The organism is Burkholderiaceae bacterium (assembly GCA_024235995.1).
Lineage (GTDB): Bacteria > Pseudomonadota > Gammaproteobacteria > Burkholderiales > Burkholderiaceae_C > Ottowia.
On sequence record JACKLI010000001.1, the window covers coordinates 138751 to 164151 of the forward strand.

General features: G+C 66.6%; 24 protein-coding genes and 1 pseudogene. 15 read left to right on the plus strand and 10 right to left on the minus strand.

Annotation, left to right across the window (positions count from 1 at the left end; translation table 11 throughout):
- The first annotated feature begins 82 nt into the window (after positions 1-82).
- The 3 genes from H6927_00665 to H6927_00675 all read left to right on the plus strand — a co-directional run bounded on the left by H6927_00665 (position 83) and on the right by H6927_00675 (position 4033).
- Positions 83-1441, plus strand: coding sequence for an MBL fold metallo-hydrolase (locus H6927_00665; GenBank protein ID MCP5216612.1), 1359 nt, complete (start codon positions 83-85; stop codon positions 1439-1441).
- Positions 1438-2955, plus strand: a complete 1518-nt coding sequence (locus tag H6927_00670) for a thymidine phosphorylase family protein (GenBank protein MCP5216613.1) — start codon at positions 1438-1440, stop codon at positions 2953-2955. Before H6927_00665 ends, H6927_00670 begins: the two co-directional genes overlap by 4 nt.
- A 187-nt stretch (positions 2956-3142) precedes the next feature.
- The gene (locus H6927_00675) at positions 3143-4033 is read left to right on the plus strand and encodes a LysR family transcriptional regulator (protein ID MCP5216614.1); all 891 of its coding nucleotides are present in this window, start codon (positions 3143-3145) and stop codon (positions 4031-4033) included.
- 18 nt (positions 4034-4051) lie between these two features.
- On the opposite strand, the gene H6927_00680 is transcribed toward H6927_00675, so the two are convergent.
- The gene (locus tag H6927_00680; GenBank protein ID MCP5216615.1) at positions 4052-4345 is read right to left on the minus strand and encodes a helix-turn-helix transcriptional regulator; all 294 of its coding nucleotides are present in this window, start codon (positions 4343-4345) and stop codon (positions 4052-4054) included.
- Between the two features lie 106 nt (positions 4346-4451).
- On the opposite strand from H6927_00680, the gene H6927_00685 reads away from it, so the two are divergent.
- The gene (locus H6927_00685; protein ID MCP5216616.1) at positions 4452-5099 is read left to right on the plus strand and encodes a substrate-binding domain-containing protein; all 648 of its coding nucleotides are present in this window, start codon (positions 4452-4454) and stop codon (positions 5097-5099) included.
- Between the two features lie 358 nt (positions 5100-5457).
- On the opposite strand, the gene H6927_00690 is transcribed toward H6927_00685, so the two are convergent.
- The 5 genes and pseudogenes from H6927_00690 to H6927_00710 form a co-directional block, all read right to left on the minus strand.
- Positions 5458-6297: an ATP-binding protein gene (locus H6927_00690; GenBank protein MCP5216617.1), complete on the minus strand. Its 840-nt coding sequence runs from the start codon at positions 6295-6297 to the stop codon at positions 5458-5460.
- Positions 6266-7792 (minus strand): IS21 family transposase, encoded by a 1527-nt coding sequence (locus H6927_00695; protein MCP5216618.1) that lies wholly within the window; start codon positions 7790-7792, stop codon positions 6266-6268. The genes H6927_00690 and H6927_00695 overlap by 32 nt, the downstream gene beginning before the upstream one ends.
- Positions 7793-7908: 116 nt before the next feature.
- Positions 7909-8163: pseudogene (locus H6927_00700) on the minus strand (DUF4102 domain-containing protein).
- A gap of 153 nt (positions 8164-8316) precedes the next feature.
- Complete coding sequence (locus H6927_00705) at positions 8317-8460, minus strand: hypothetical protein (protein MCP5216619.1); 144 nt, start codon at positions 8458-8460, stop codon at positions 8317-8319.
- Between the two features lie 5 nt (positions 8461-8465).
- Positions 8466-9965, minus strand: a complete 1500-nt coding sequence (locus H6927_00710; GenBank protein MCP5216620.1) for an anthranilate synthase component I — start codon at positions 9963-9965, stop codon at positions 8466-8468.
- A gap of 492 nt (positions 9966-10457) precedes the next feature.
- On the opposite strand from H6927_00710, the gene H6927_00715 reads away from it, so the two are divergent.
- Entirely contained in the window at positions 10458-11909 is a 1452-nt protein-coding gene (locus H6927_00715; GenBank protein ID MCP5216621.1) for a hypothetical protein, read from the plus strand.
- A gap of 139 nt (positions 11910-12048) precedes the next feature.
- Here H6927_00715 and H6927_00720 read toward each other — a convergent pair whose 3' ends face one another.
- Positions 12049-13137: an IS5-like element ISCte5 family transposase gene (locus tag H6927_00720; GenBank protein ID MCP5216622.1), complete on the minus strand. Its 1089-nt coding sequence runs from the start codon at positions 13135-13137 to the stop codon at positions 12049-12051.
- Between H6927_00720 and H6927_00725 the strand changes: the two genes are divergently transcribed.
- Positions 13127-13933 carry a hypothetical protein gene (locus tag H6927_00725; GenBank protein MCP5216623.1) on the plus strand — a complete coding sequence of 269 codons (807 nt, stop codon included), beginning with the start codon at positions 13127-13129 and terminating at the stop codon, positions 13931-13933. The genes H6927_00720 and H6927_00725 overlap by 11 nt on opposite strands.
- A gap of 72 nt (positions 13934-14005) precedes the next feature.
- Here the strand turns inward: H6927_00725 and H6927_00730 are convergent, their stop codons facing one another.
- On the minus strand, positions 14006-14920 hold the full coding sequence (locus tag H6927_00730) for a succinylglutamate desuccinylase/aspartoacylase family protein (protein ID MCP5216624.1): 915 nt from the start codon (positions 14918-14920) through the stop codon (positions 14006-14008).
- A gap of 112 nt (positions 14921-15032) precedes the next feature.
- Positions 15033-15782, minus strand: a complete 750-nt coding sequence (locus tag H6927_00735) for a phosphoglycolate phosphatase (protein MCP5216625.1) — start codon at positions 15780-15782, stop codon at positions 15033-15035.
- Between H6927_00735 and H6927_00740 the strand changes: the two genes are divergently transcribed.
- A complete protein-coding gene (locus H6927_00740; protein MCP5216626.1) occupies positions 15781-16242 on the plus strand; it encodes a DsrE family protein in 462 nt (153 codons plus the stop codon). The two genes, H6927_00735 and H6927_00740, sit on opposite strands and share 2 nt — an antisense overlap.
- Before the next feature lie 46 nt (positions 16243-16288).
- Here H6927_00740 and rpe read toward each other — a convergent pair whose 3' ends face one another.
- Positions 16289-16972 (minus strand): ribulose-phosphate 3-epimerase, encoded by a 684-nt coding sequence (gene rpe, locus H6927_00745; protein MCP5216627.1) that lies wholly within the window; start codon positions 16970-16972, stop codon positions 16289-16291.
- A 36-nt stretch (positions 16973-17008) separates the two neighbouring features.
- On the opposite strand from rpe, the gene apaG reads away from it, so the two are divergent.
- From apaG to H6927_00785, 8 genes are all read left to right on the plus strand, one after another.
- Positions 17009-17404 (plus strand): Co2+/Mg2+ efflux protein ApaG, encoded by a 396-nt coding sequence (gene apaG, locus H6927_00750; protein ID MCP5216628.1) that lies wholly within the window; start codon positions 17009-17011, stop codon positions 17402-17404.
- 6 nt (positions 17405-17410) lie between these two features.
- A complete protein-coding gene (locus H6927_00755; GenBank protein ID MCP5216629.1) occupies positions 17411-19441 on the plus strand; it encodes a recombinase in 2031 nt (676 codons plus the stop codon).
- Between the two features lie 253 nt (positions 19442-19694).
- Positions 19695-20849, plus strand: coding sequence for a cation:proton antiporter (locus tag H6927_00760; protein MCP5216630.1), 1155 nt, complete (start codon positions 19695-19697; stop codon positions 20847-20849).
- Entirely contained in the window at positions 20846-21970 is a 1125-nt protein-coding gene (locus tag H6927_00765; protein MCP5216631.1) for a glutamate--cysteine ligase, read from the plus strand. The genes H6927_00760 and H6927_00765 overlap by 4 nt, the downstream gene beginning before the upstream one ends.
- 77 nt (positions 21971-22047) lie before the next feature.
- A complete protein-coding gene (locus tag H6927_00770) occupies positions 22048-22896 on the plus strand; it encodes a gamma-glutamyl-gamma-aminobutyrate hydrolase family protein (protein MCP5216632.1) in 849 nt (282 codons plus the stop codon).
- 23 nt (positions 22897-22919) lie between these two features.
- Positions 22920-23939: a thiamine-phosphate kinase gene (gene thiL / locus H6927_00775; protein ID MCP5216633.1), complete on the plus strand. Its 1020-nt coding sequence runs from the start codon at positions 22920-22922 to the stop codon at positions 23937-23939.
- Positions 23940-23945: 6 nt separating this feature from the next.
- Entirely contained in the window at positions 23946-24650 is a 705-nt protein-coding gene (locus tag H6927_00780) for a YafY family transcriptional regulator (protein ID MCP5216634.1), read from the plus strand.
- A 50-nt stretch (positions 24651-24700) separates the two neighbouring features.
- Positions 24701-25327 (plus strand): glutathione S-transferase, encoded by a 627-nt coding sequence (locus H6927_00785; protein MCP5216635.1) that lies wholly within the window; start codon positions 24701-24703, stop codon positions 25325-25327.
- Positions 25328-25401: the final 74 nt, after the last annotated feature.

Below are 25401 nucleotides of genomic sequence, written 5' to 3' on the forward strand. Positions count from 1 at the left end.
TTTCAAGTGGTTCTGACACGGTCCGCAGTGACCGCGCCAGCTCCTGATTTCACAACCCACCAACAAGCGAGGAGACAACTTCATGCTCTCACTGACCAGCCTGGGCGGTGCCGGTACCGTCACCGGCTCCAAACACCTGATCACATATGGCAGTACCCGCATCCTGATCGACTGCGGACTTTTCCAAGGACTGAAGAACCTGCGCGAGCTGAACTGGCAGCATCTTGTCGTTGAGTCCAAGGACATCGATGCGGTTGTACTGACGCACGCGCACCTGGATCATTGTGGATATCTCCCCCGATTGGTGCTGAACGGGTTCCGCGGGAAGATTTTCTCGACGCCAGCCACACGGGACGTCGCCGAACTCATCCTGCTCGACAGTGCTTGGTTGCAGGAGAAGGATGCCGAGTTCGCCAACCGGAAGGGATTTTCCAAGCACAAGCCAGCCCTTGCCCTGTATCGGGTCCGAGATGCCGAACGCACGCTCTTGCAGTTCAAGCCCGTGCCACTGCATCAGGAGACGGTATTGCCGGGCGGTGCACGCCTGGTTCTACGCAGGGCCGGCCACATTCTTGGAGCGGCGACGGCGCAGATCGACATCGGCGGCAAGCGTTTGGTGTTCTCCGGCGACCTGGGCCGCTATGACGATGCGGTCATGCCTGATCCTGAACCCGTCACGGAAGCGGACTACATCATCATCGAGTCCACCTATGGCAATCGTCATCATGACCGTTCCGATGCCGTCGAAGCGCTAGGCGACATCATCGAGCGTACGACTCGCCGCGGAGGCACCGTAGTGATTCCCGCTTTTGCCGTAGGACGCGCGCAGTCGTTGATCTATGACCTATGGCTGTTGCGACAGCGCGGTCGGCTCCGCAACGTGCCCGTCTATCTGGACAGTCCCATGGCCACCAGCGCAACTGCGCTGCTGCACCGCCATGCCGACGACCACAAGCTCGCTCAACACGATTTCGAGACGGCATTCTCAGAAGTCACATACGTGCGCGACGTTGAAGAGTCCAAGGCGCTATCGGCGAATCGATACCCCAAGGTGATTATTTCCGCCAGCGGCATGGCCACCGGCGGCCGCGTGCTGCATCACATAGAAGCGTTTGGCGGTAGCCATCAGAACACGCTGCTGTTCTCTGGATTCCAAGCAGCAGGTACGCGCGGGCGCAAGCTGCTTGAGGGCGCTCGCGAAGTCAAGATCCATGGACGCTGGATGCCGATCAAGGCAGAGGTCGCCGAGCTTGCGATGTTGTCGGCTCATGCCGACAGCGATGAGCTGATGCGATGGCTGCGCGGCTTTACCAAGGCGCCGGAAAGAGTGTTCATTGTTCACGGTGAATCTGATGCCTCTGAGGCGCTGCGCGAACGTATCCAGCGCGAACTCAATTGGCACGCATCGGTGCCCATGCAAAACCAGGAGTTCGCCCTGTGAGTGCCCGCATCACGCCCCAGACACCCGCCTTGCAAGCATTGCGCATGCGACTGCATGCCCAGCATCAACCCGTCGTCTTGATGCGTACCGATTGCCATGTCTGCCGTGCCGAAGGGCTGGCACCGCGGTCACAGGTACTGATCATTGCCGGCGACCGCACTGTGCAAGCGCTACTGTACCAAATCGACAGCGATCTGCTCAAAACCGGACAGATCGCTCTGTCCGAGGCCGCCTGGGATGCCCTGGACATTCATGAGGGCGATCTTGTGCAGGTTCGGCATCCTCCGCTGCTCGAATCGTTGTCGGCCGTGCGTGCGCGAATTCACGGCCACCGACTGCAAACGACGGAGTTGCAGGCGATCGTCCGTGATGTGGTCGATGGTCGCTATACCGATGTCGCACTTTCGGCCTTCCTGACCGCAACGGCGGTACTGCCTCTGGATATGCAAGAGACCATCCATCTCACCCGTGCGATGGTCGATGTCGGGGATCACCTGCAATGGCAGGCTCCGATTGTTGTGGACAAGCATTGCGTGGGCGGATTACCGGGAAATCGCACCACGCCGTTGGTGGTTGCCATCGCCGCAGCCAATGGATTGGTGATGCCCAAGACCTCATCACGCGCCATCACCTCTCCCGCTGGCACCGCGGACACCATGGAAACGCTGGCTCCTGTAGACCTGGACCTGGATACGCTCAGAAAGGTCGTGGAGAAAGAGGGTGGATGCGTGGCGTGGGGCGGCGCGATGCACCTCAGCCCCGCGGACGACATCTTCGTGCGTATTGAGCGTGAACTGGATATCGACACGCAAGGACAACTGATTGCCTCGGTGTTATCCAAGAAGATTGCAGCAGGGGCGACCCACATCGTGATCGATATTCCGGTTGGGCCAACCGCAAAAGTCCGCAGCCGGGAAACTGCCGAGCATCTTGCGCATCACCTTTCGGAAGTCGCCGCGTCATTTGGCCTTGTATTGCGTTGCCTGTTTACAGACGGGAATCAGCCTGTCGGCAGAGGTATCGGCCCGGCGTTGGAGGCGCGCGACGTGTTGGCCGTATTGCGCAACGAGGCGGATGCGCCGCAAGACCTATGTGACCGCGTGGCGTTGGTGGCGGGCGCGGTGCTTGAGCTTGGCGGCGTCGCCAAAGAAGGGGAGGGACTTCGGTTGGCTCATGAGACGATCAGCAGTGGCCGCGCGTGGGAAAAATTTCAGAGAATCTGCGCGGCTCAGGGGGGATTTCGTGAGCCGCCCCAAGCTCTCTATGTCGAACCGCTTTTGGCAACCACTTCAGGCCGAGCAGTACACATCGACAACCGTAAGCTTTCTCGTTTAGCCAAATTGGCCGGTGCGCCTGAGAGTCCAGCCGCAGGGATTCAATTGCAGGTGCGCTTAGGTGACGAGATAACACGCGGACAACCATTGATGTTTTTGCATGCGCAAACCTCTGGAGAGATGGCCTATGCACTCGCATACGTACAAGGCATTGGGGACATTGTAAAGATTGAACCTTAGCGCCGTGGATAAACAGGGCTCTTGAATGCTCGGTCAAACACAGCCCGGCCTCTCGTTTGGAAAAGTTGAACGCCTACATCTCATGCTCAAGAACATATGAAAAAACATCGCTTAAAAGAAGTTTTCAACCTGCATCGCGTGGAGCAAACAGAAGGAGGTCGTCAGCGCCTGAATAGGAACATTGCTCATGGAACTGCGGCACCTGCGTTGCTTTATCGTTTTGGCCGAAGAACTTCATTTCACACGGGCGGCTGAGCGTCTTCACATTGAGCAACCTCCTCTGTCCCGCGCCATCAAGGAGCTTGAGGACGAGTTAGGCGCTGTGCTCTTCGACCGGGACCGCCGGGGCACCCGACTGACCGCTGCGGGTGCCGTGTTCCTGCAGGACACTCGCCGGCTATTCACCGTCCTGGAGCAGGCCCGCGAGAACGTCAAGGCTGTCGCGGCGGGCTTGCGAGGCAGCCTGCGCATCGCCGTATCCGACGGCGCGCTCGATCCCCGGCTGTCGGCGTTTCTAGCCCGTTGCCGTGCCGAAGAACCCGAGATCGAGATACGGATGTCCGAAGTGCCTTTGGCCGAGCAGTTGCGCGGCCTGCGCTCGGGCGACTTCTGCATCGGATTCGCTCATACCGCCGACGTCGGTGATGGCATCGTCGCCGAACCTATCTGGCAGGACCCGCTGGTGGTCGCCTTGCCAGCCCGGCACGCACTGCTCGTCCACAAGGAGGTTCCACTCCATGAACTCCGGGGGCATCCTCTTGTCCTGTGCGATCCCCAGGTGTGCGAAGGCTACTGCCGCGAGTTGGCGCGCCTCCTGCAGACCCAGGAACACAAACTGAATGTCGTTGAGGAGGTTTCCTCGCTGGACATGATGCTCACCTTGGTCGGTGCCGGCTACGGCGTGGGCTTCATGACGGCGACCAAGATTCCGGTCAGCCAGCGACCGGACGTGGTGATCCGTCCATTGGCGCTGGATACAGCCGTGATCACCACCTACCTGCTTCGACTCGAAAGCAGCAACTCATCGGCTTCGCTGGTGCGATTTATCGACCGCCTCCGGGACCCTTCGAGCGACTGACGCAACGGACCGCACCACTTAAGATTGGGCATCGGCACGAAGATTGCGTTCCGTTGCACTCATCAGCTCTGCCGCACTTATGCTGAGGGCAGCGGAGATTTTCAGTATCAATGCGAGCGTGGGCATGTGCTCCCCACGCTCGATCTTGCCCATATGCGAGCGAGCTATACCAGCCATGGACGCGAATTCATCCTGAGCGACTCCCTGCGCCAAGCGGGCAGCACGCACCGCTTGGCCGAAGGCCAGTGCCGGCTCGGCTTCATAGGTGGTTGTGCCAGGGGGGCGGCCCGGTTGAACGCTGCGCTTCTGCATCACCAGAAGCGTCGATCAATCGACCGAATTTAACCACGTTAAAGATATCTCTTTTGGCTATCATGGTGGCTCGCCTTTTTGATCCGATCGCTTTGTGGGGGCTCTCATGCACGACGCCACCAGCCAGTTTTCCTTTTCCAATTTCAGGCTTGCCATAGCGCCTGGCGTACCGTCATCGCATCTTTCGGCATTGCTTGCGTTGCAGCGTGCGGAAGAGCCGGAAGTCACCATTTCGTTTCATGAGGTCACAGCCGATGATTTGATTGCGGGACTTCGGGAAGGCCGCTACGACGCGGGCATGACGCTTGAAGGATCGAGCGATCCGTCGCTGAAAAGCCAACCTCTATGGACCGAGAACATGGCCGTCGCCATGCCGTTGCGCTTTCCCTTACTTGACCAGGCGAAGCTCACGATCGCCGAACTGTTGGACTACTCCGTCTTTCGCTGGCCTGCAGAGAATTGCCCTTTGCTGGATCAGCGGCTGCCTTCTCTTCCCGCGGTGAGTCAACAGAACATTCAGCGTGTCTCTTCCTTCGAGATGATCGCGCTATGGGTCGCTGCCGGCTACGGCGTCGGGGTATCCGCGCAATCGCGCATTGAGCATGCGCAGGGATGGGGCATTCACACACGGCCGCTGTCTGACGGACCCTACGAGATCGTGACCCACCTGCAGCGGCCCTGCGGACAAGCCGACGTTGTTTCAGAGCGGTTCGAGCGCAGAGCACTGCAGGTCGCCAAGAATGCTCCAACCTAGTCGAGTGCCAATGTCCTCGTTCTGCGTCTTCAGTTCAAGGTGCTACACGTGCATTAGGCATTCCACTCGCCAAGCAGCAGACATCACTCGCGCTCTATGACACGGAGCAGCGCCGTTCTACGCTTCGACATGGGGCCAAACGCCTTCGTGACCCCTTCAACGGGTTTCCCTGCCTGCAATGAGTCAAGGATGTCAGCCCAGTCCTGCATGATTACCTTGCGGGACTCCACAAACTTCGTGTGATCGTAGGGCGCGCGCGATGAGTCCTTGCTCTTTTTGGAATGAGTGTTGATTCATCAGCACAACTGAGCCAGTGATCACGTTGAATATTGAGCCACTGGGTTGATGGATTCTTTGACTATTCGGTTGTGGATAAGTCTATCGGGTCTGCTGTTTTTCGATCTCCTTTCTGGCTCTTTGGGCGTTGCTTTGGGGGAGCCGCGCCAGCGGCACTGGAGTGCTTGAATCGCCAGCTCTCGTTGCCCGTCTCGACGATGTGGCAATGGTGCGTGAGCCGGTCAAGCAAGGCCGTGGTCATCTTGGCGTCTCCAAAGACGCTGCTCCACTCCGAGAAGGTGAGGTTGGTGGTGATCACCACGCTCGTTCGCTCATAGAGTTTGGAGAGCAGGTGGAACAGCATCGCGCCGCCCGACTGCGTGAATGGCAGGTAGCCCAGTTCATCCAGGATCACCAGATCGACGTACATCAGGCGGTGCGCCATTTGCCCGGCCTTGTTCTGCGCCTTCTCCAGCTCCAGGGCGTTGACCAGCTCCACCGTTGAGAAGAAGCGCACCCGCTTGCCATGCATGCGAATGGCCTCGATCCCCAGGCTCGTGGCCAGGTGGGTTTTACCCGTGCCGGGGCCACCAACCAGCACCACGTTGTGCGCCGACTCCACGAAGCGAAGGGTGTGCAACTGGCGCACCAGTGCTTCGTCGAGCTGCGCGTGGGCGAAGTCAAAGCCGGCGAGGTCACGGTGCGAAGGGAAGCGCGCCACGCGCATCTGGTAAGCCATGGAACGCACCTCACGCTGAGCGGTCTCGGCCTTGATGAGCTGGTGCAGCACGGCCTCATGATCCAGCGACTTCATGCGGGCGGTGCCCAGTACCTCCGGCCAGGCACTGGCCATGCCGTGCAGGCCCAGCGCTTTGAGGGCATCAATGACGTCATGCATGGTCGGACTCCGGTGATGCCTCATGAGGCTGGACGTTGCGCAGTGCGTCGTAGCGCTGCAGGTTGGCCAGTGGCGGCGTGTTGAGCTTGAGCATCGTGGCCACCGGTGGCTCGGGCACGCGCTGCTCCTTCAGACGCGAGAGCACGTTGAGCACGTGCTCGGCACTCACCCGCCCGGACTGCAGCGCCAGCTCTACCGCCACCACCACGGCCTCCAGTCCATGCAGGCTCACCCCCATGAGCACCTGCGCCATCACCCTGTCGCCACCGCTGTGGCGCAGCAACTGGCGCTGCATTTCCTGCAGTGGCTCGGGCATGGTCTTGAAGGGCGCGCCGTTGCGCAGCGCGCCGGGCTTTCGCTCGATGAGCGCGATGTAATGCATCCAGTCGTAGAGCGTCTGATCACGTTCGAAGCTGCGCGCCAGGCGCACCTGTCGCCCATCGGGCCCGACCACCAGCAGGCCATCCGCGTAGGCCCGCAGACTGACCACCGCATGAATCCATTCACACGGCACGCTGTAGCGGTTGCGCTGGAAGTGGATCAGTGCGGTCGCAGAGACCCGTACCGGCTGCTCCACGTAGCCATCAAACGCACGGGGGTTGGGCATGAGACGAGCACGTTCGTCCTGCCAGACATCGGCCACCGTGAGCTGAGTCCATTCCGGGTGACTCATCTCAGCCCAGGCCTTCACGCAGGCCTGCTGCAACCAGTCGTTGAGTTCACCAAGCGTCCCCCAGCGCCGCTCGCTGGCCTCACGCCAGATGTCCTTGCGCCGATCCTGAACGTTCTTCTCCACGACCCCCTTCTCCCAGCCGGCGGCCCGGTTGCAGAACTCCGGCTCGAACAGGTAGTGCCCGGTCATCGCCTCGAAGCGTGCATTGACGCTGCGCTGTTTGCCATGGCCGACCTTGTCCACAGCGGTCTTCATGTTGTCGTAGATGCCCCGCCGGGGCACGCCACCGAAGAGGGCGAACGCCCGTGCGTGCGCATCGAACAGCATCTCGTGCGCTTGGCTGTAGTACGCCACCAGGCAGAAGGCGCGACTGGCCGCCAGCTTGGTGTGTGCCACTTCCAGGCGGCGGCGCAGCCCGCCGATGAACAGGTACTCGCAGCTCCAGTCGAACTGGAACGCCTCGCCCAACTCGAAGCTCAGCGGCACGAACCCCGCACCACGCGCAGCGTTGCCTTGCTCTTGCTGCCAGCGCTGGGCAAAGGCGTAGACCGGCCCTCGGCTGCCGCTGTAGCCCTGCGCGCGCAGCGCCTCAAACATGGCCTTGATCCCGCGTCGATCGCGTTTGCTGCGATGGCTATCGGCCTTGAGCCATTGGCTCAACTGCTCCTTGTACGGATCCAGGATGCTGGGGCCCGACACCCGCTGCGGGTATCGGGGTTCGGCCATCTGCCCGTCTTTGAGCCACTTGGTGGCTGTGTTGCGCGAGATGCCCAGGCGCCGGCTGGCCTCGCGCACCGACACGTCCTGCCTCAGCACGAGGCGGCGTAACTTGCTCAATGTGCTCACGTTGATCACTCCTGCTCCCCCGTGCTGAAAAATTCAGCAGGATAGAGCGGCAACGTGGCTCAAATTTCAACGTGAATGCGTCCCGAAATGGCCCAGCTTTGGAAATGAATCAACACGAGGCCCTTCTTGACCAACGCCTTTGCCCGGTCCCGTTCCGCACGGGCTGCCTCCAGCGTGACCTTTGGGTACACCCCGATTGAGTACACCTGTTCAGCGCCGCCCAGCCGGTAGCGGTACCACCAGAGCTTGGAGCCGTTGGGCTGAACGCGCAAAAAGAGGCTGCCTCCGTCCCGGAGTTGGTACACCTTGGGCCTGGGCTGCGCCGTTTCCACTTTGCGCGCCGAGAGAAGATTGAGTGCTGTGAGTGCCATGTGTATAACGCCTCCAGTTTGGCCCGTTACACACTCCATTACACACATGAGCACTGGATTTGTCCAGCTTTCAGAATCGCTCGATGGACGATCAACCCTTTAAAAACATAGACTTAGAGTTGTTCCATGGAGGTTGATAGACGCCAGTAGACCTCAATCGTAGTTATCGATCATCAGCAGCTTGATGCCCGGCTTCAGGCCCTGGCGCAGCCGAGTCACGACTTCTGTATGGATAGCTGACTGCACTGATTGAGTGCGGGCCGCAGCCACTTTTGGCTTGGAATCATGGGTCGTCATGGCATTCACTCCAGCCCCTCCTCCACCAGCTCGCTGGCGCGCAGCAGAGCGCGGGCCTTGTGCTCGGTCTCGCGCCATTCCATCTCGGGCACGCTGTCGGCCACCACGCCGGCCGCCGCCTGCACGTGCAGCACCTGGTCCTTGACGATGGCGGTGCGGATGGCGATGGCCAGGTCCATGTCGCCGGCGTAGCTCCAGTAGCCGCAGGCGCCGCCGTAGATGCCGCGCTTGACGGGCTCCAGCTGGTCGATCAGCTCCATCGCGTGCACCTTGGGCGCGCCGCTCAGCGTGCCGGCCGGGAAGGTGGCCTTCAGCACGTCCATCGCGCCCAGGCCGTCCTTGAGGATGCCCTCGACGTTGCTGACGATGTGCATCACGTGGCTGTAGCGCTCGACGGCAAAGGCCTCGGTCACCTTCACGCTGCCGGTCTGGGCGATGCGGCCGATGTCGTTGCGCGCCAGGTCGATCAGCATCACGTGCTCGGCGCGTTCCTTGGGGTCGCTCACCAGCTCCTGCTCGATGGCCTTGTCCTGCTCGGGCGTGGCGCCGCGCGGGCGGGTGCCGGCCAGCGGGCGGATGGTGACCTTGGTGCCCTCGGCCGTGTGCTCCTGTCGCACCAGGATTTCGGGGCTGGCGCTGACCACGTGGAAATCACCGAAGTCGTAATAGATCATGTACGGCGACGGGTTGAGCGAGCGCACCGCGCGGTACAGCGACAGGGGCGACTCGGTGTAGCGCTTGCTGATGCGCTGGCCCACCTGCACCTGCATGAAATCGCCCGCGGCGATCAGGCCCTTGGCGCGCTCGACCGCGGCCAGGTAGTCGGCCTTGGCAAAGGGCCGCTCGGCCGGGTAGTTGGGCGTGGGCTTGAGCTGCGGCGCGCTGACCGAGTAGCGCAGCTGCTCGCGCAGGTGCTTGAGGCGCCGCTTGGCGCGCGAGTAGGCCTCGGGCTGCGCCGGGTCGGCGTAGACGATGAGGTACAGCTTGCCCGACAGGTTGTCGATGACGGCCACCTCCTCGCAGTGCATCAGCAGGATGTCGGGCGTGCCCAGCGTATCGGGCGGGCAGGAGCGCTCCAGCTTCTTCTCGATGTAGCGCACCGCGTCGTAGCCGAAGTAGCCCGCCAGCCCGCCGCAAAAGCGCGGCAGGCCCGGGCGCAGCGCCACCTTGAAGCGCCGGTGGTAGGCGTCGACGAAGTCCAGCGGATTGCCGGCGTGGGTTTCCACCACCTGGCCGTCGGTCACCACCTCGGTGCGCGCGGCGTCGCCAAAGCCGCTGGCCCGCACGATGGTGCGCGCCGGCAGGCCGATGAAGCTGTAGCGCCCGAAGCGCTCGCCGCCGATGACGGATTCGAGCAGGAAGCTGTACTTGCCGCCGCCCGGCCCGCCGGCCAGCTTGAGGTACAGCGACAGCGGGGTTTCGAGGTCGGCCAGGGCCTCGCTCATCAGCGGAATGCGGTTGTAGCCCTGGCCGGCCAGGCTCTTGAATTCGAGTTCGGTGATCACGGGTATGGGGCCTCCAGCGCCCCGGGCAGCGTGTTCTGCCGTTCGTTCTTCCCATTCAGGCGCCCCGCCGGGGCGCCACCCATGCGCCCCTTGCGGGCGCGAATCGAGCAGTGTCAGTGGGCCGGCTTGCGCCAGGGCCACGCCCCCTGGGCGGCCAGGCCCAGCGGCGAGATGACAGTGCAAAGAGCGAACATGGCGTCCAGTGTAGCAAAGGCCAGCGCCTCGGCTCGGGGAGGTGTTCCCCAATCACCTCGTCCGCAGCCGCATCGACAGCCTGCAGGCCGGCGTACACCACCATTGGCCTCCCCCGCTGCAAAACCCATTGCCGCGTGGACACGGGCAGCAAAAACCCGGCCCCGCGCTGGTACCTGGCTGCGATGGTGTTGCGATAAAATTTCCAGATGCAGCGATAACTTACAGATTTGCCACACAACGATACAATTTTTGCCTTCACCCCACCCCCAGCCAACAAACCCACAGGGAGAGAGAAAAATGAGCTTATTGGCCCTCATCAACAATGCCGGGCGTCATCCGCCGCGCGCGCTGCGACGCATGCTTGTCGCCGGCCTGGCCGGTGTTCTGGCGCTGGCTGGCGCGGCACACGCCCAAAGCGTCACCAAAACCGGGCGCGATCTGACCACCCAAAGCACGACGGACACGCAAGCTGGCCGCACCGTGCGTTACGCCATTTCGCTGGGCCTGCCGGCGGGCCAAACGGCCGCCCAGGTCAACGTGCAGGACGCGATTCCACCGGGCCTGCAATACGTCGCCGGCTCGCTGCAATTGCCCGGCAACGCCACGGGCGCCTGGTCCACCAACGGCGGCACCAGCTACGTGGGGGTGGAGCCTGCCTCGGGCGTCACCAACGTGCAGATCACGGGCAGCGCCTACATGGCGGCCACCTCGACCTTGGGTACGGTGCCCACGCCGCCCAGCGCCAGCGCCAGCGGCGGCACGGGCGGCGATGGTTATCGGGCCATCCCCTACAACGGCAAGGTGTACTCCATTTATCACCACAACGGTGGCGATTCGCTGTATTGCGGCAACCAGGCCACGGCTGTCGCGTGCCCAGGCTTCCCAACCAGCGTGCCTGCCGCTGCGGGGGCAGCGTTTTCATCGGGCAGTTGGTACGAAACGTCGTTGGAAATTGCCGAATACCTGGACCGCAACACCGGCCGCATGTATTTCTGGGTCAAGGACCAGGCCACGCAAAAGCCAGCCGTCGTCTGCGCCAACCTGCAAGACAACACCAGCTGTGGCTCGTATGTGTTCAGCAATGCACCCGTGATCCCCAACCCCACCGCATCCGGATGGTGGTATTTCACCCTCACCGGCGGTCACGCCGGTAGCCGCTTTTATGCCAACGGTGCCAATGGCCGCATGCTGTGTTTCGACACCGCAACCTTCACACCCTGCGCAGGCACTGACTCGGCGGGCACATTTGCCGTCGCCGGGGCGCCAGCAACGACCGGCTACGACGCCAACGACGGCGTGGGCCAGATCGGCTCCAAGCTGTACTGGCAGGCGGTCAGCGCAAGTCCCGTTCAAACCACGCTGGTGTGCTTTGACATGGCCACGAACGCCGCATGCGCCGGATTCACGCCCTCGACATTCAGCAAGAGCGGAATGTTCATGCCAACGGCCAGCACATCGGGGGTCACCAATGGGTTTTGCCTTGGAAGGGTGTCCCCAGGCACGCGCTGCTACGACCTGAATGGATCGGACGTGACCACGACCCAAGCCGCATTTGCGAGTTATGCGGACAGCAATCCGTTGGCGTTTTCAGGCACAAACCTGGATTCCTTGGGCGCAGCGGTCCTGGCCGATGGCCCTGCAGTACCCAACAGCCGCACATTTTGGCAAACCAGCAGCGCCAAGATGTGCTGGGACTGGACGACCAATGCCCCCTGCGCAAGCTATGACCCAAGCTTAACAGGCCGTTGAAAAAATGCTCATCGAACGCGCCAGGGTCGTGGATTTCGAAGAAACGGATCGCGCAAACTGGCCTGCGCAGCGATTGGAGCGGCCATTTCGGCCTGTTTGCAGGCCGTTTTGCCCGTTCCGGGCGCACGTATCCCATGGTTCACGCATGATGCGCGTCCCACCAACCGCCCAGACTGCCCATGCGCACCAGGTTGTAGGTGGCAAAGCACAGCAGCGCCTGGCCCGCGAGCTTGGCCTGACCGATCAATTTGGTCTTGGCCAGACCGCCCACTGTCTTGATCCAGCCAAAGGCCTCCTCGATTCGCTTGCGCACTTTGAGGCTGGTTTTGTAGCCCTCGTGGCGCTTGATGCGCCCATCGACTGCAGAGTGCTTGTCCTTGGCCGCCACGTGCGGCGTGACCAAGAGCCGGCGACAGCCCTTGATGAAGGCCTTGCTGTCGTAGCCCTTGTCGGCGCCGACCGTGGCCCGCTTGTTCCTGTTGCCCCGGCGTTTGAGCATCGCCAGCGCCGCCTCGCGCTCGGCGGTGCCACTGGCATGTGTGATCTCCACATCCACGATCAGACCGTTGCGGTTCTCCATGAGGATGTGCCCCATGTGGCACAGGCGGGACTTGTCGCCCGCGCTCTTCTTGAACAGCCGGGCATCGGCATCGGTGGTGCTGGCATGGGTGCCGTTGCAGCGCTCCTGCCCTTTGAAGTTCACCTCGGGGTTGCGTCCGGGTGGCGTGCCGCTGTCGTCGTCTTTGCGTTTGAAACTCTTGTGCGAGGCCCAGGCCTCAATCAGCGTGCCGTCCACGCTGAAGTGTTCGTCGCTGGCAAGCCGGCCCCACTGGGCGCTGAGCTTGACGCGCTCGAAGAAGGCGCGCGCCAGGTCTTCGTTGAAGAGGCGTTCGCGGTTGGCGCTGAAGGTGGAGTGGTCCCAAACTTTGTCCTCGATGTTCAGGCCGACGAACCAGCGGTACAGCAGGTTGTAGTTGACCGCCTCGACCAGCTGGCGTTCGCTGCGGATGGAGAACAGGATTTGCAGCAGCAAGGCCTTGAGCAGCATCTCCGGCGGCACCGACGGTCGGCCACGGCGGGCGTACACCGCTTCGAACTCGCTGTTCATGCTCGCCAGCAGCGCATCCACCACGGCGCGCAACTTGCGCAGCGGGTGTGCCGCTGGCACTCTTTCTTCAAGGCTGATGTAGCTGAACATCGCCCCCTGGAAGTCTTGGTTGCCTCTCATCTTTCTTGTCGCAGTTGTTGCGGGATGGCTTCAGATCGTAGCGGCCGACGCGGACGCTCGCAGGGGATTTTTCAACGGCCTGTTAGGCTTTGGCTACTACTTTTACGAAGCAACCATCGATCCTGCATCCCCGACCTGCGTTTGGTCACTGGGCGATTCAGGCATCCTGGGCGCCACGAGTTCCATCGACGGCGGCGCCTGCAAGGTTCAGACCAAGGTCGCGATCCAGGCCAATCCGTCCGGCAGCTACTGCGACGGCAAAGCCCACAGGCTGACCTGGGCGCGCGTTACGCTCACGGGCCTGCAAGCCAGCGACTACGGCTCGGCCAAGGTCACCATCCGCGGTGTCGACGGCAACCCGCTGCCGGCCTGGAATGGCGTGACCGCCACCTTCCCGATCGACCTGAGCGCCTACCCGATCTCGGGCAACACCGCCAGCCTGACGGTGGAAGTGGAACTGATGAACATCACCAACGTGGCACCCTTCAACACCGACCCCAAGCCTTACGTTTCGGTGGTGTGGGACGGCGAGCCCCAGCAGGCCTGTTTTGACGCCAAGCTGGCTTGCGACGATGGCAACCTGGCCAGCCCGCTGACCAACACCGTCAGCGGCACCATTGCCGGGCAGGCAGTGAGCAACTCGCACAGCTTCACGAACGTGGCCAAGGCCTGCTGGGTGCCCCCGCCGGCCACGCCCCCCGCCCCGGTGCCGACCATGGCCGAGTGGGTCCTGGCGGCGCTGGGCGGCCTGATGCTGCTGCTGGGCTGGGGCGCGCTGCGCCGGCGCGCGCACTGACGCGGCCTGCTGCCAGCCTCCGGTCAACGGCCGCGCATCGCGCGGCCGTTTTTTTGGAGTCTTGCCGCGGGATCAGGGCTGCCCAGCCGCATCCAGCTCGGCCAGGTAAAACCACTCCTGGTCCACCTGCGACTCGGGAAACGGAAACAGCACGCAGCCCGCGCGCTGGGCCCGCACGGCGCGGCCGTCGGCGCGCGTGCCAAGCAGCTCGCCGGCGGCCACGGGGTCGAAGCTGCGCCAGTCGCGCGCCAGCGTGTCGCCCGGCGCCTCGCGCAGCACCACCTCGTGCAGGCGCGCCACGCGGCCGCCGTGCGGCGCGGGCGCAGGCACGGCAGCCAGGCCCAGGTGCGCCAGCGCGCCGCGGATGGCCTGCGCGGCCACCTCGATCGCCCGCGGGTCATCGTGAAAGCCGCACTCCAGGGTGACGGCGTAGCCGCCCTGGCTGCGCATGTATTCGTTGGTGCCGATGCCGTCGTCGCCCGGCTGCTGGCCGCGCGCACGGGCCGCGCGGTCGTACACCTCCAGCCAGCCCTGCACCACCTGCGGCACCCCCAGCGCGCGCGCCAGCGCCAGCTCCTCGGCGGCGCGGGCGAAGGGCTCGCGCGGGCCGGGGTTGTCCAGCGGCCCCACCATGGCAAAGGGCGCGCCGGCGGTGTGAAACGAATGCAGGTCCAGCAGCGCGTCGTGCGCGGCCAGCAGCGGCGCCAGCTGGCGCGTGACGCGGTCTTCGTAGTCGCGCGGGTCGGCGCGCGGCACGAAATGGCGGTTCAGGTTGCGCTCGCCGCCGCGCGTGCCCTGCTGGAAAGCCAGCGGGTTGGCCACCGGCACCAGGGTCAGGCGGCCGCGCGCCAGCCGCAGGCGGCCGGCGTGCAGGTCGGCGATGGTGTGCGCGATGGCGTGCGCGCCGCAGGCCTCGTTGCCATGCACCGCGCCCAGCACGATCAGGGCCGGGCCGGGCGCCAGCGCCGCCCAGCTCTGCCAGTGCAGCTGCTCGGGGTCGGCCGCCGCGCGGCGCAGCAGCTCGGGCAGGGAGGACGTCACTGGACGACCCTCCGCGCTGCGCGCTGCGGGATTCGCGCTTGGGAGCGGCCCGGCGCGCTCATGCCGGCCCCGATTCGATCAGATTTGCCCGCGCCAGCGCCGCCGCCAGCTCGGGCAGGCTGTCGAAGCAGCCGTCGGCGTCCACCTCGTCCACCGGCTGGCCGTGGTTGTAGCCGTAGCTGAGCAGCGCCACCGGGCAGCCGGCCGCGCGGGCGGCGGCGGCGTCGTTGCTGGAGTCGCCGATCATCAGCGTGGCGGCGGGCGGCGTGCCCAGCGCGCGGCAGGTTTGCAGCAGGGGCAGCGGGTCGGGCTTCTTGCGCGCAAAGCTGTCGCCGCCGAAGACCTGGCTGAAATACCCGTCCAGGCGCTTGGCCGCAAGCAGCACCAGCGCGTGGGCGCGCGGCTTGTTGGTCAGCACCGCCAGCGGCAGGCCGCGCGCGCGCAGCGCCCGCAGGCCGTCGACCACGCCCGGATAGACGTGGCTGTGGCGGCCGTTGATGGGCCCGTAGGCGTCCTGGTACAGCTGCCAGGCGCGATCGAACAGGGCCGGGTCGGCGTCGCCCGCCTGCGCCGGCTGCGTGGCCTGCAGCGCCGCCTCGACCAGGTGCTCCGAGCCCTTGCCCACCATGCAGGCGATGGCCGCGCGCGGCAGCGGCGCGCGCCCCAGCTGGCGCAGCATGGCCGCCAGCGCCATCTCGAAGTCGCCCAGCGTGTCGACCAGCGTGCCGTCCAGGTCCAGCACGCAGGCGCGCGGCGAATGTGTTAATTTGAGGTTTTGGATCACAGAGGCACCGGAGAGTCGAACCATGGGCATTCAATTTCGCAAGCTGGCCGCGCGCCGCAACGTTCTGGCCGCCGTGCTGGCGACGGCGGGCGCCACCGCCTGGGCGCAGGACAAGAAGAACGGCGGCGACAGGGTGGTGTACCACATCGACGACGCCGCCCACCAGGCGACCAAGGGCCTGCGCAACATCCGCAACCACCTGGACGTGGCGCCCGCGACCCGGATCGTCGTGGTGACGCACGCCAACGGCGTCGACTTCCTGATGGAAGGCGCCAAGGACGCCAAGAACCCCGACATCGACTACGCCTCGCTGGTCAGCGCCCTGAAGGCGCGCGGCGTGCGCTTCGAGGTGTGCGAGATCACGCTGCGCAACCGCAACCTCAAGAAGGACCAGTTCATCATGGACGCCGACTTCACGCCCTCGGGCGTGGTGCGCATCGGGCAGCTGCAGAACCACGAGCAGTTCGCCTACCTCAAGCCCTGAGCGCTTGGCCTTGCTCCCGCTCCTTCAAGGGGCGGGGCACCCCTTGTCAACCCTGCAGCGCGCGCCGCATCTGGCCGATGGCGGCCGCGTAGTCGGGCTGGCCGAAGATGGCGCTGCCGGCCACGAAGGTGTCGGCGCCGGCGTCGGCCACCTGGCGGATGTTGGCGGGCTTGATGCCGCCGTCCACCTCCAGGCGGATGTCCCGTCCTGATGCCTCGATGCGCTTGCGCGCCGCTTCCACCTTGCGCAAGGCGCTATCGATAAAGGATTGACCACCGAAGCCGGGGTTCACGCTCATGACGAGGATGAGGTCGATCTCGTCGATCAGCCAGTCCAGCACATCCAGCGGCGCGGCCGGGTTGAACACCAGGCCGGCCTGGCAGCCGGTGGCCTTGATGGCCTGCACGCTGCGGTGCGGGTGCGCCGTGGCGTCGGGGTGGAAGCTGATCAGGTCGGCGCCCGCCTGCGCGAAGGCCTGGGCCAGCGCGTCGACCGGCTGCACCATCATGTGCACGTCCAGCGGCACCGGCACGCCGGCGGGCGTGCGGGCGTGGGCCTTGAGCGCCTGCAGCACCATCGGTCCGAAGGTGAGGTTGGGCACGTAGTGGTTGTCCATCACGTCGAAGTGGATCCAGTCGGCGCCGGCGGCGATCACGGCGCCGACCTCCTCGCCCAGGCGGGCGAAGTCGGCCGAGAGAATGGACGGGGCGATGCGGAAGGTGGTGCTCATGGCGAGCGATTGTCGCGCAGGTACCATGGCGCCATCATGGCGAAATACCAATTCAGCGTCGACGCCGCACCCAGCTTCCTGCCCGACCAATCCGACCCCGAGGCCGGCCTGTACGGCTTTGCCTACACCATCACGGTGCGCAACACGGGCGACGTGGCGGCGCAACTCGTCTCGCGCCACTGGATCATCCAGGACGCGCGCGGCCACACCGAGGAGGTCAAGGGCCTGGGCGTGGTCGGCCAGCAGCCGCTGCTGCAGCCGGGCGAGGCCTTCCAGTACACCAGCGGCTGCCGCCTGCGCACGGCCAGCGGCACCATGCACGGCAGCTATTTCTGCGTGGCCGAGGACGGCGCCCGGTTCGAGGCGCCCATTCCGCTGTTCGTGCTCGATGCCAGCCAGGGCGACGCGCCGGCCCCCCGCGTGCTGCACTGACCCGCCATGGCCAAACGACTGCCCGAGCTGAGCGAGCTGCTGCGCGCGCTCGACCCGCACGCGCCGCTGGCCGAGCGCCACCTGTGGCTGATGCAGCTGCTGGACTGGGTGCGCGGCACGCGCACCGATCCCGAGGGCGCCGCGGCGCGCGTGCGCGAGCTGCTGGACGCCGCCGAGGCCGACCCGCAATGGCTGGTGCTGTGGCGCCAGTGGTGGACCGAGTTCCTGACCGAGGTGGACGCCACGTCGCTGCTGGCCGACCTGGGCTTCGCGCCGCGCAACGCCTTCCTGGCCGAGCTGGCCGACCGGCTGCGGCGCAAGCTGATCCTGCCCACGCCCGAGACCACCGACCTGCGCGAGCTGTTCCCGCTGCTGTTTCCCTACGAGTTCGACGCCCGCTGGCTGCGCGCGCTGGATGCGCCCACGCTGCAGCGCCTGCGCCACACGCTGACGGAGCCCCAGGTGCCCGAAAGCGCCCAGGACTACGCGCTGCGCACGCTGCTGAACGCGCTGGCGCACGCGCTCAGCCAGATCAGCGCCAGCGGCCAGTCGGCCGAGATCCGCGCCCGGCTGGACCCGCGGCTGCAGCGCGAGCGGCCCTTCGCCGTGCTGCCCGTCGGCTTCGAGGCGCTGCGCCAGGCGGTGCTGGCGCACGGGCGCACCAGCGCCCCGGCGCTGGTGGCGCTGGGCACGCTGCGCGAGCAGCTGGACAGCTGCCGCGCCGCGACCTCCACCGTGTACGAGCACCTGAAGGAGCACGGCATCTCGGTGCACATCGAGTTCCAGCTGCGCCAGCTGCGCCAGCGCATCATCCGCGTCAAGGCGCTGCTGCTGTGCCTGGAGACCGACTCGCCGGCGCTGGCCACGGCGCAGCTGCTGTCGCACCTGGTGCGCGTCAACCGCGACAGCGGCAGCATCGGCGAGCTGGTGCGCGACAGCACGCAGCTGCTGGCGGCCAAGGTGACCGAGCGCAACGCCGAGACCGGCGAGCACTACATCACCCACGACAAGGACGAATACCTGCACATGATGGGCGCGGCCGCCGGCGGCGGCGCCGTGATGGCGCTGACCACGCTGAGCAAGCTGGTGATCGTGGGGCTGGGCCTGTCGGCCTTCTGGGGCGGCGTGGCCGCGGGGCTGAACTACGCCGTCTCCTTCGTCGTCATCATGCTGCTGCACTGGACGGTGGCCACCAAGCAGCCGGCCATGACCGCGCCCAGCATGGCCGCCAAGCTCAAGGACCTGCAGTCGCCCCAGGCCTACGAGGACTTCGTCACCGAGGTGGTGCACCTGCTGCGCTCGCAGTTCGTCGCCATCGTCGGCAACGTGGTGATGGTGCTGGCGGTGGCCTACGCGCTGGCGGCGGGCATCCAGGCGCTGGGCTGGGGCGCGCTGGTGGACGACGCGCATGCCCGGCACATCCTGGACGAGCACCACATGCTGGGGCGCACCATCCCCTACGCCATCGTCACCGGCGCGCTGCTGTTCGCCTCCAGCATCATCGCCGGCTGGGTGGAGAACTGGTTCGTGCTGCACCGGCTGGACTCGGTCATCGCCTACCACCCGCGCATCACGCGGCGGCTGGGTGCCGAGCGCGCGCGCCGCTGGGGCCGCTACTGGGGCGAGAACATCTCCGGCTGGACGGCCAACGTTTCGCTGGGCCTGCTGCTGGGGCTGGTGCCGCCCATCGTCGGCTTCTTCGGCATTCCGGTGGAGGTGCGCCACGTCACCCTGGTGTCGGGCCAGATCGCCGTCGCCGCGCAGCACCTGGGCCCCGGCGTGTGGCAGCAGCCGGCGCTATGGTGGGCCGCCGGCGGCATCGTCATCACCGGTTTTCTCGACCTCGCCGTCAGTTTTTACCTCGCGTTTCGATTGGCGCTGACGGCGCAGAACGTCACCGGCGTCGACCGCCGCCGCCTGTACGCCGCCATGGGCCGGCGCGCACTGCGTCAGCCGCTGTCGTTCATCCTGCCGGTGAGCGCGCAGGCCGGCGCCAGCCCCGCGCCCCCGGTTCCCGAGACCGGCGAATCGCGTTAGGATCGAGCCGACCCTTGGGTCTTTTCATTTTTTGTTTTATCGTTTTCATCTCGCGCGTGCGCACCACCGGGCTGCCACGCCGAGCCTGCCACCCTTGACCGGCGCGCGCCCCGCGCGTGCGCCGTCCCGACGAGGACACCGGCTTTTGACCGATCAATGGATTGCCCCCTGGAGCGCGGCATCGCCCTTCGCCCCCGCGCTCGACACCCTCGAATGGGCCCTGCTGCTGGCCCTGGCGGCCCTGGCCGGCCACATGGTGCAGCGCCTGGCCGGCCTGCCCAAGGTGCTGGGCTACGCCGTGGTGGGCGCGCTGGCCGGGGCGGCCGGCCTGGCCGGCGCCACCTGGCCGCTGCGCGGCGTGGGCCTGTTCCTGCTGGAGCTGGGCATTGCCGTGGTGCTGTTCGAGGCCGGCGCGCGCCTGCCGCTGCGCTGGTTCCGGCACAACCCCATGGTGCTGCTGCAAAGCGTGGCCGAGTCGCTGCTGACCTTTGCCGCCGCCTACGGCGTGCTGCGCGCGCTGGGGCTGGACGCGCCCGTGGTGCGGGCGCTGGCCATCATTGCGGTGGCGGCCTCGCCGGCGGTGCTGATGCGCGTGGTGGCCGACCTGCGCGCCGGCGGGCCGGTGACCGACCGCGCCATCGCCCTGGCCACGCTCAACACCCTGTACGCGCTCACGCTGGGCACGGCCATGCTGCGCACCATCGACCGCGGCGAGGGCACGCTGGCGGCCTCGCTGGCCTACTCGCTCACGGTGCTGGGCCTGTCGGCCCTGGTGGGCGCCGTTCTGGCCGCAGTGCTGACGATAGCGCTGCGCCTGCTGCGGCCGACCAGCCAGGACACCGCCATCGTCATCCTGGCACTGGTGGCCGCGGCCGTGGCCGGCACCACGCCGCTGGGCGGCTCGGCGCCGCTGGCGGCGCTGCTGGGCGGCCTGGCGCTGCGGCAGGTGCACCCGCGCCCCTGGGTGTGGCCGCGCCAGCTGGGCACCGCCGCCAGCATGCTCAGCATCGTGATGTTCGTGCTGGTGTCGGCCATGGCGGTGCGCGGCGACTGGGGCGCCGCCAGCTTTGGCGCCGCGCTGGCGCTGATCGCCGTGCGCGCCGGCGCCAAGGTGGCCAGCCTGCTGCTGACGGGCTTCGGCACCGGCATGGCGCCGCGCCAGACGCTGTGGGTGGGCGCGGCCCTGGTGCCGATGTCGGCGGTGGCGCTGCTGCTGACCTCGCGCTTCGTCAGCGCCTCGCACGGCGTGGGCCAGCAGGTGGCGGCTATTGCCCTGCCGGTGATTTTGATCACCGAGCTGGTGGGCGCCGTGATGGTCAGCGTGGCGCTGGTGCGCTCGGGCGAGGCGGCGCAGCCGGAGCGCCGGCGCGAGCCGCCCGCAGGCGATGGCGAGGAGGGCAAGTCATGAGTCTTCAGCCCTTTTCCCAATCCGAGGCACTCACGCTCGGCGTCGAGCTGGAGCTGCAGCTGGTCAATACGGTGGACTACGACCTGGCGCACTACGCCAGCGACATGCTGCGCCTGATGGGCAAGCAGCAGCTGCCCGGCTCGGTGGTGCCCGAGATGACCGAGAGCATGATCGAGATCTCCACCGACGTGTGCCACAGCTGGAGCGAGGCGCACGCCCAGCTGGGCCAGATCCGCGACGCGCTGGTCCGGTGCGCCGACAAGCTCAACATCGCCGTGGTGGGCGGCGGCACGCACCCGTTCCAGCAGTGGCACCAGCAGCGCATCTACGACAAGCCGCGCTTCCAGCAGCTGTCGCAGCTGTACGGCTACCTCAGCAAGCAGTTCACCATCTTCGGCCAGCACGTGCACGTGGGCTGCCCCGACGCCGACACCGCGCTCTACACCCTGCACGGGCTGTCGCGCTACATCCCGCACTTCATCGCGCTGGCGGCCTCCAGCCCCTTCGTGCAGGGGCAGGACACGGCCTTCGACTCGGCCCGGCTGAACTCGGTGTTCGCCTTTCCGCTGTCCGGGCGCGCGCCCTGCGTGCTGAGCTGGGGCGAGTTCGAGCAGTACTTCGACAAGATGACGCGCACCGGCGTGGTGCAGAGCATGAAGGACTTCTACTGGGACATCCGCCCCAAGCCCGAGTACGGCACGATCGAGGTGCGCGTGTTCGACACCCCGCTGACGGTGCAGCACGCCGCCGCGCTGGCCGGCTACGTGCAGGCGCTGGCGGCCTGGCTGCAGACGCAGCGCCCCTTCACGCCCTGCGAGGACGACTACCTGGTCTACAGCTACAACCGCTTCCAGGCCTGCCGCTTCGGGCTGGACGCGGTGTACGTCGATCCGGCCACCGGCACGCACCAGCCCCTGCGCGACCACCTGCTGGCCAGCTTCGAGCAGCTGGCGCCCTTGGCCGCGCAGTGCCAGGCCAGCGGCGCGCTGGAGCTGCTGCACGCCCAGGTGCAGGCCAACCGCAACCACGCGCGCTGGCTGCGCGAGTGCCAGCAGCGCGAGGATTTGCTGGCCGAGGTGATCCGGCAGGCCAGCCTGAGGTTTAGGGAAGCATCCCCCTGAGCCGCTGCGCAGCCGCCCGATTCCCGGAACTCATTCACACCTTGGCGGCACCAAACAGTGGAACAATCGCCCCCATCATGACCCTGCGCATCGGCATCTCGGCCCGCCTGCTGCACCAGCCCCCCGCCGGCTCCGGCCTGCCGCGCAAGCGGCTGCAGTTTCTCGAAAGCAACATGGCGCAGTGGATCATGTCGCACGGCGTGGTGGCGCTGATGATCCCCTTCGTCGACCACCGCATGGTCAAGGCGCGCCGGCGCCCGCCCATCGTCGACCTGGTCGAGCAGCTCGACGGCCTGGTGCTGCAGGGCGGCGCCGACGTCAGCCCGCGCTTTTACGGCGCCCAGCCCTGCACCGAATGCGGCGAATGCGATTCGATCCGCGACGAGTACGAGCTGGAGCTGCTGCGCGGCTTCGTCGAGGCCGGCAAGCCGGTGCTGGGCATCTGCCGCGGCGCGCAGCTGCTCAATGTCTACTGCGGCGGCACCCTGGTGCAGGACATTCCCAGCCAGTGGCCGGGCGCCATCGCGCACCTCGACCTGAACTGCTACGAAACCCTCACGCACGAGGTGCACTTCGTGCCCGGCTCGCGCCTGTCGGACATCTACGGCTACGCGCCCCAGCGCGTCAACAGCATCCACCACCAGTGCGTGGGCGAGCTGGGCCGAGGCCTGGTGATCGAGGCGCGCAGCCCCATCGACCGCGTGCCCGAGGCGATTCGCCACACCGGACACTCGTTCGTGATGGGCGTGCAGTGGCACCCCGAGTTCCAGTTTCACGGCAGCGGCGCGCCCAGCGAGGTGCTGGACAGCGGCCCGCTGATGATGGCCTTCTTGAAAGCCGCGGCGCGCCGCGCCGGCCACGTGCGGCGCATGGCCGACCAGGTCAGCCGGGTGGGCAAGCGCGCGCTCGAGCTGGGCGGCCTCTGACGCGCGCACCGCGCGACGTGAGCATGGGCGAGTTCGACCTGATCGAGCGCTTTTTCAAGCAAAAATCGGCTGCAGCCCGCATCCAGCAAGCGCAAGCAGCTACAGATTCGGTAGTCCTCGGCATCGGCGACGACTGCGCGCTGCTGCAGCCCGCGCCCGGCATGCAGCTGGCCGTCAGCTGCGACATGCTGGTCGAGGGCCGCCACTTTTTCGCCGGCGTCGACCCCGCCGCGCTGGGCCACAAGGCGCTGGCCGTCAACCTGAGCGACCTGGCTGCCATGGGCGCCACGCCGCTGGCCTTCACCCTGGCGCTGGCCCTGCCGCCCGAGCGCGCGCAGGACGCGCCCTGGCTGGACGCGCTCAGCAGCGGCCTGATTGATCTGGCCGCCGCCCACGCCTGCCCGCTGGTGGGGGGCGACACCACGGCCGGCCCTCTCAACCTGTGCATCACCGTCTTCGGCCAGGTGCCCGCCGGGCAGGCGCTGCGCCGCGACGGCGCGCAGGCCGGCGACGAGCTGTGGGTCAGCGGCACCCTGGGCGACGCGCGCCTGGCGCTGGGCGCGCTGCGCGGCGAATGGACGCTGCCCGCCCCCGCGCTGGCCCTGGCGCGCCAGCGGCTGGAGCGCCCCACGCCGCGCCTGGCGCTGGGCCGCTGCTTGCGCGGCATCGCCAGCAGCGCCATCGACATCAGCGACGGCCTGGTGGGCGACGTGGGGCACATCCTGAAAGCCTCGCAGGTGGGGGCCGACATCGACGCCTCGATCGCTTCCAAATTAATAGCTGTTGGCGATCTGTTGACGCCGGCCAGCGTCCCGTTGGATTCAAAAACCCTGCAAGCCGCCGCACTGGCCGGGGGCGACGACTACGAGCTGGCCTTCACCGCCCCGCCCGGCGCGCGCGCCGCCGTCGAGCGCGCCGCCGCCCAGACCGCCACCCGCGTCACCCGCATCGGCCGCATCCGCGCCACGCCCGGCCTGCGCGTGCTGGACGCCCAAGGCCAGCCGCTGACCGAGACCCTGCACGCCTTCGACCACTTCGCCTGAGCCGCCATGGCCTCGCGCGCCGCCCGCCTGCTGCAACTGCTGGACACCCTGCGCCGGCGCCGCACCCCCGCGCCCGGCGCCCTGCTGGCGCGCGAGCTGGGCGTGACCCTGCGCACCCTGTACCGCGACGTCGCCACCCTGCGCGAGCAGGGCGCCGCCATCGCCGGCGAGCCGGGCGTGGGCTACGTGCTGCGGCCGGGCTTTCTGCTGCCGCCGCTGATGTTCAGCGCCGACGAGCTGGAAGCCCTGCTGCTGGGCGCGCGCTGGGTCAGCCTGCAGGCCGACCCCGAGCTGGCCCGGGCCGCCGACGGCGCGCTGACCCGCATCGCCAGCACCCTGCCGGCCGATGCGCGCCTGGGCCTGGAAACCAGCGGCCTGATGGTGCCGCAGTCCGGCACGCCGGCGGCGCCCGAGCCCTGGCTGCCCGCGCTGCGCCGCGCCATCCGCGACGAGCGCAAGGTGGTGCTGCAGTACCGCGACGCCGACGGGCAGGCCACGCGCCGCACCGTGTGGCCGTTTGCCATGGGCTTTTTCCAGCAGTCGCGCATGCTGGCCGCCTGGTGCGAGCTGCGCCAGGACTTTCGCCACTTCCGCGCCGACCGCGTGCTGCACCTGCACCCCACCGACGCGCCGCTGCCCGAGCGCCGGCACGCGCTGATCCGGCGCTGGAAGGCCCAGTTGCACACCCATCCCACTGCTGACAGAAACTGACATTGCCCCGGCGCACACTGGGATGCCCTGCCAACCTGAAAGCCCCCAAAATGACCTCTGCCCTCACCCTCTACACCCACCCCTGGTCGCGCGGCCGTGTCACGCGCTGGATGCTGGAAGAAACCGGCCTGCCCTACGCCACCGAGGTGCTGCAGTACGGCAGCACCATGAAGGCGCCGGCCTACCGCGCCATCAACCCCATGGGCAAGGTGCCCGCCATCAAGCACGGCGACACGGTGGTGACGGAGAACGCCGCCATCCTGATGTACCTGGCCGACCTGGTGCCCGGCAAGCACCTGGCCCCCGCCGCCGGCACGCCCGAGCGCGGCCCCTACTACCGCTGGATCGCCTTCATGGGGCCGCTGGAGGCCCTGCTCACCGCCAAGAGCGCCGGCCAACTCGCCAAGCCCGAGCAGGCCGGCTACGGCACCGAGGCCGACGTGCTGGACACGCTGGAGGGCGCGCTGCGCGGGCGCGATCATCTGGCGGGCAATACGTTCACCGCGGCCGATCTGTTCGTGGCCGCCGCGATCGGCTTTTACCTGCAGTTCAAGGCGATCGAGCCGCGCGCCGAGTTCGTGCGCTTTGCGCAGCTGCACGCCCAGCGCCCGGCCGCGCTGCGCGCCAACGCGATCGACGACGAGCTGGCCGCCGCGCTGCAGAAGACGGCCGGCTGAAGGCAGCACGGATTATCCTGTTTTGATAGCTGCTCGCGATTGCCGGATGCGGGCCAGCGGCTGTTTTTGATGTG

What these genes read in the sequence shown, in the direction of transcription:
- H6927_00665 (MCP5216612.1), top strand. Translation starts at nt 83, where the DNA reads ATGCTCTCACTGACCAGCCTGGGCGGTGCCGGTACCGTCACCGGCTCC.
- H6927_00675 (MCP5216614.1), top strand. Translation starts at nt 3,143, where the DNA reads ATGGAACTGCGGCACCTGCGTTGCTTTATCGTTTTGGCCGAAGAACTT.
- H6927_00680 (MCP5216615.1), bottom strand. Translation starts at nt 4,345, where the DNA reads ATGCAGAAGCGCAGCGTTCAACCGGGCCGCCCCCCTGGCACAACCACC.
- H6927_00685 (MCP5216616.1), top strand. Translation starts at nt 4,452, where the DNA reads ATGCACGACGCCACCAGCCAGTTTTCCTTTTCCAATTTCAGGCTTGCC.
- H6927_00690 (MCP5216617.1), bottom strand. Translation starts at nt 6,297, where the DNA reads ATGAGGCATCACCGGAGTCCGACCATGCATGACGTCATTGATGCCCTC.
- H6927_00705 (MCP5216619.1), bottom strand. Translation starts at nt 8,460, where the DNA reads ATGACGACCCATGATTCCAAGCCAAAAGTGGCTGCGGCCCGCACTCAA.
- H6927_00715 (MCP5216621.1), top strand. Translation starts at nt 10,458, where the DNA reads ATGAGCTTATTGGCCCTCATCAACAATGCCGGGCGTCATCCGCCGCGC.
- H6927_00720 (MCP5216622.1), bottom strand. Translation starts at nt 13,137, where the DNA reads ATGAGAGGCAACCAAGACTTCCAGGGGGCGATGTTCAGCTACATCAGC.
- H6927_00740 (MCP5216626.1), top strand. Translation starts at nt 15,781, where the DNA reads ATGGGCATTCAATTTCGCAAGCTGGCCGCGCGCCGCAACGTTCTGGCC.
- H6927_00735 (MCP5216625.1), bottom strand. Translation starts at nt 15,782, where the DNA reads ATGGTTCGACTCTCCGGTGCCTCTGTGATCCAAAACCTCAAATTAACA.
- rpe (MCP5216627.1), bottom strand. Translation starts at nt 16,972, where the DNA reads ATGAGCACCACCTTCCGCATCGCCCCGTCCATTCTCTCGGCCGACTTC.
- apaG (MCP5216628.1), top strand. Translation starts at nt 17,009, where the DNA reads ATGGCGAAATACCAATTCAGCGTCGACGCCGCACCCAGCTTCCTGCCC.
- H6927_00755 (MCP5216629.1), top strand. Translation starts at nt 17,411, where the DNA reads ATGGCCAAACGACTGCCCGAGCTGAGCGAGCTGCTGCGCGCGCTCGAC.
- H6927_00760 (MCP5216630.1), top strand. Translation starts at nt 19,695, where the DNA reads ATGGTGCAGCGCCTGGCCGGCCTGCCCAAGGTGCTGGGCTACGCCGTG.
- H6927_00765 (MCP5216631.1), top strand. Translation starts at nt 20,846, where the DNA reads ATGAGTCTTCAGCCCTTTTCCCAATCCGAGGCACTCACGCTCGGCGTC.
- H6927_00770 (MCP5216632.1), top strand. Translation starts at nt 22,048, where the DNA reads ATGACCCTGCGCATCGGCATCTCGGCCCGCCTGCTGCACCAGCCCCCC.
- thiL (MCP5216633.1), top strand. Translation starts at nt 22,920, where the DNA reads ATGGGCGAGTTCGACCTGATCGAGCGCTTTTTCAAGCAAAAATCGGCT.
- H6927_00780 (MCP5216634.1), top strand. Translation starts at nt 23,946, where the DNA reads ATGGCCTCGCGCGCCGCCCGCCTGCTGCAACTGCTGGACACCCTGCGC.
- H6927_00785 (MCP5216635.1), top strand. Translation starts at nt 24,701, where the DNA reads ATGACCTCTGCCCTCACCCTCTACACCCACCCCTGGTCGCGCGGCCGT.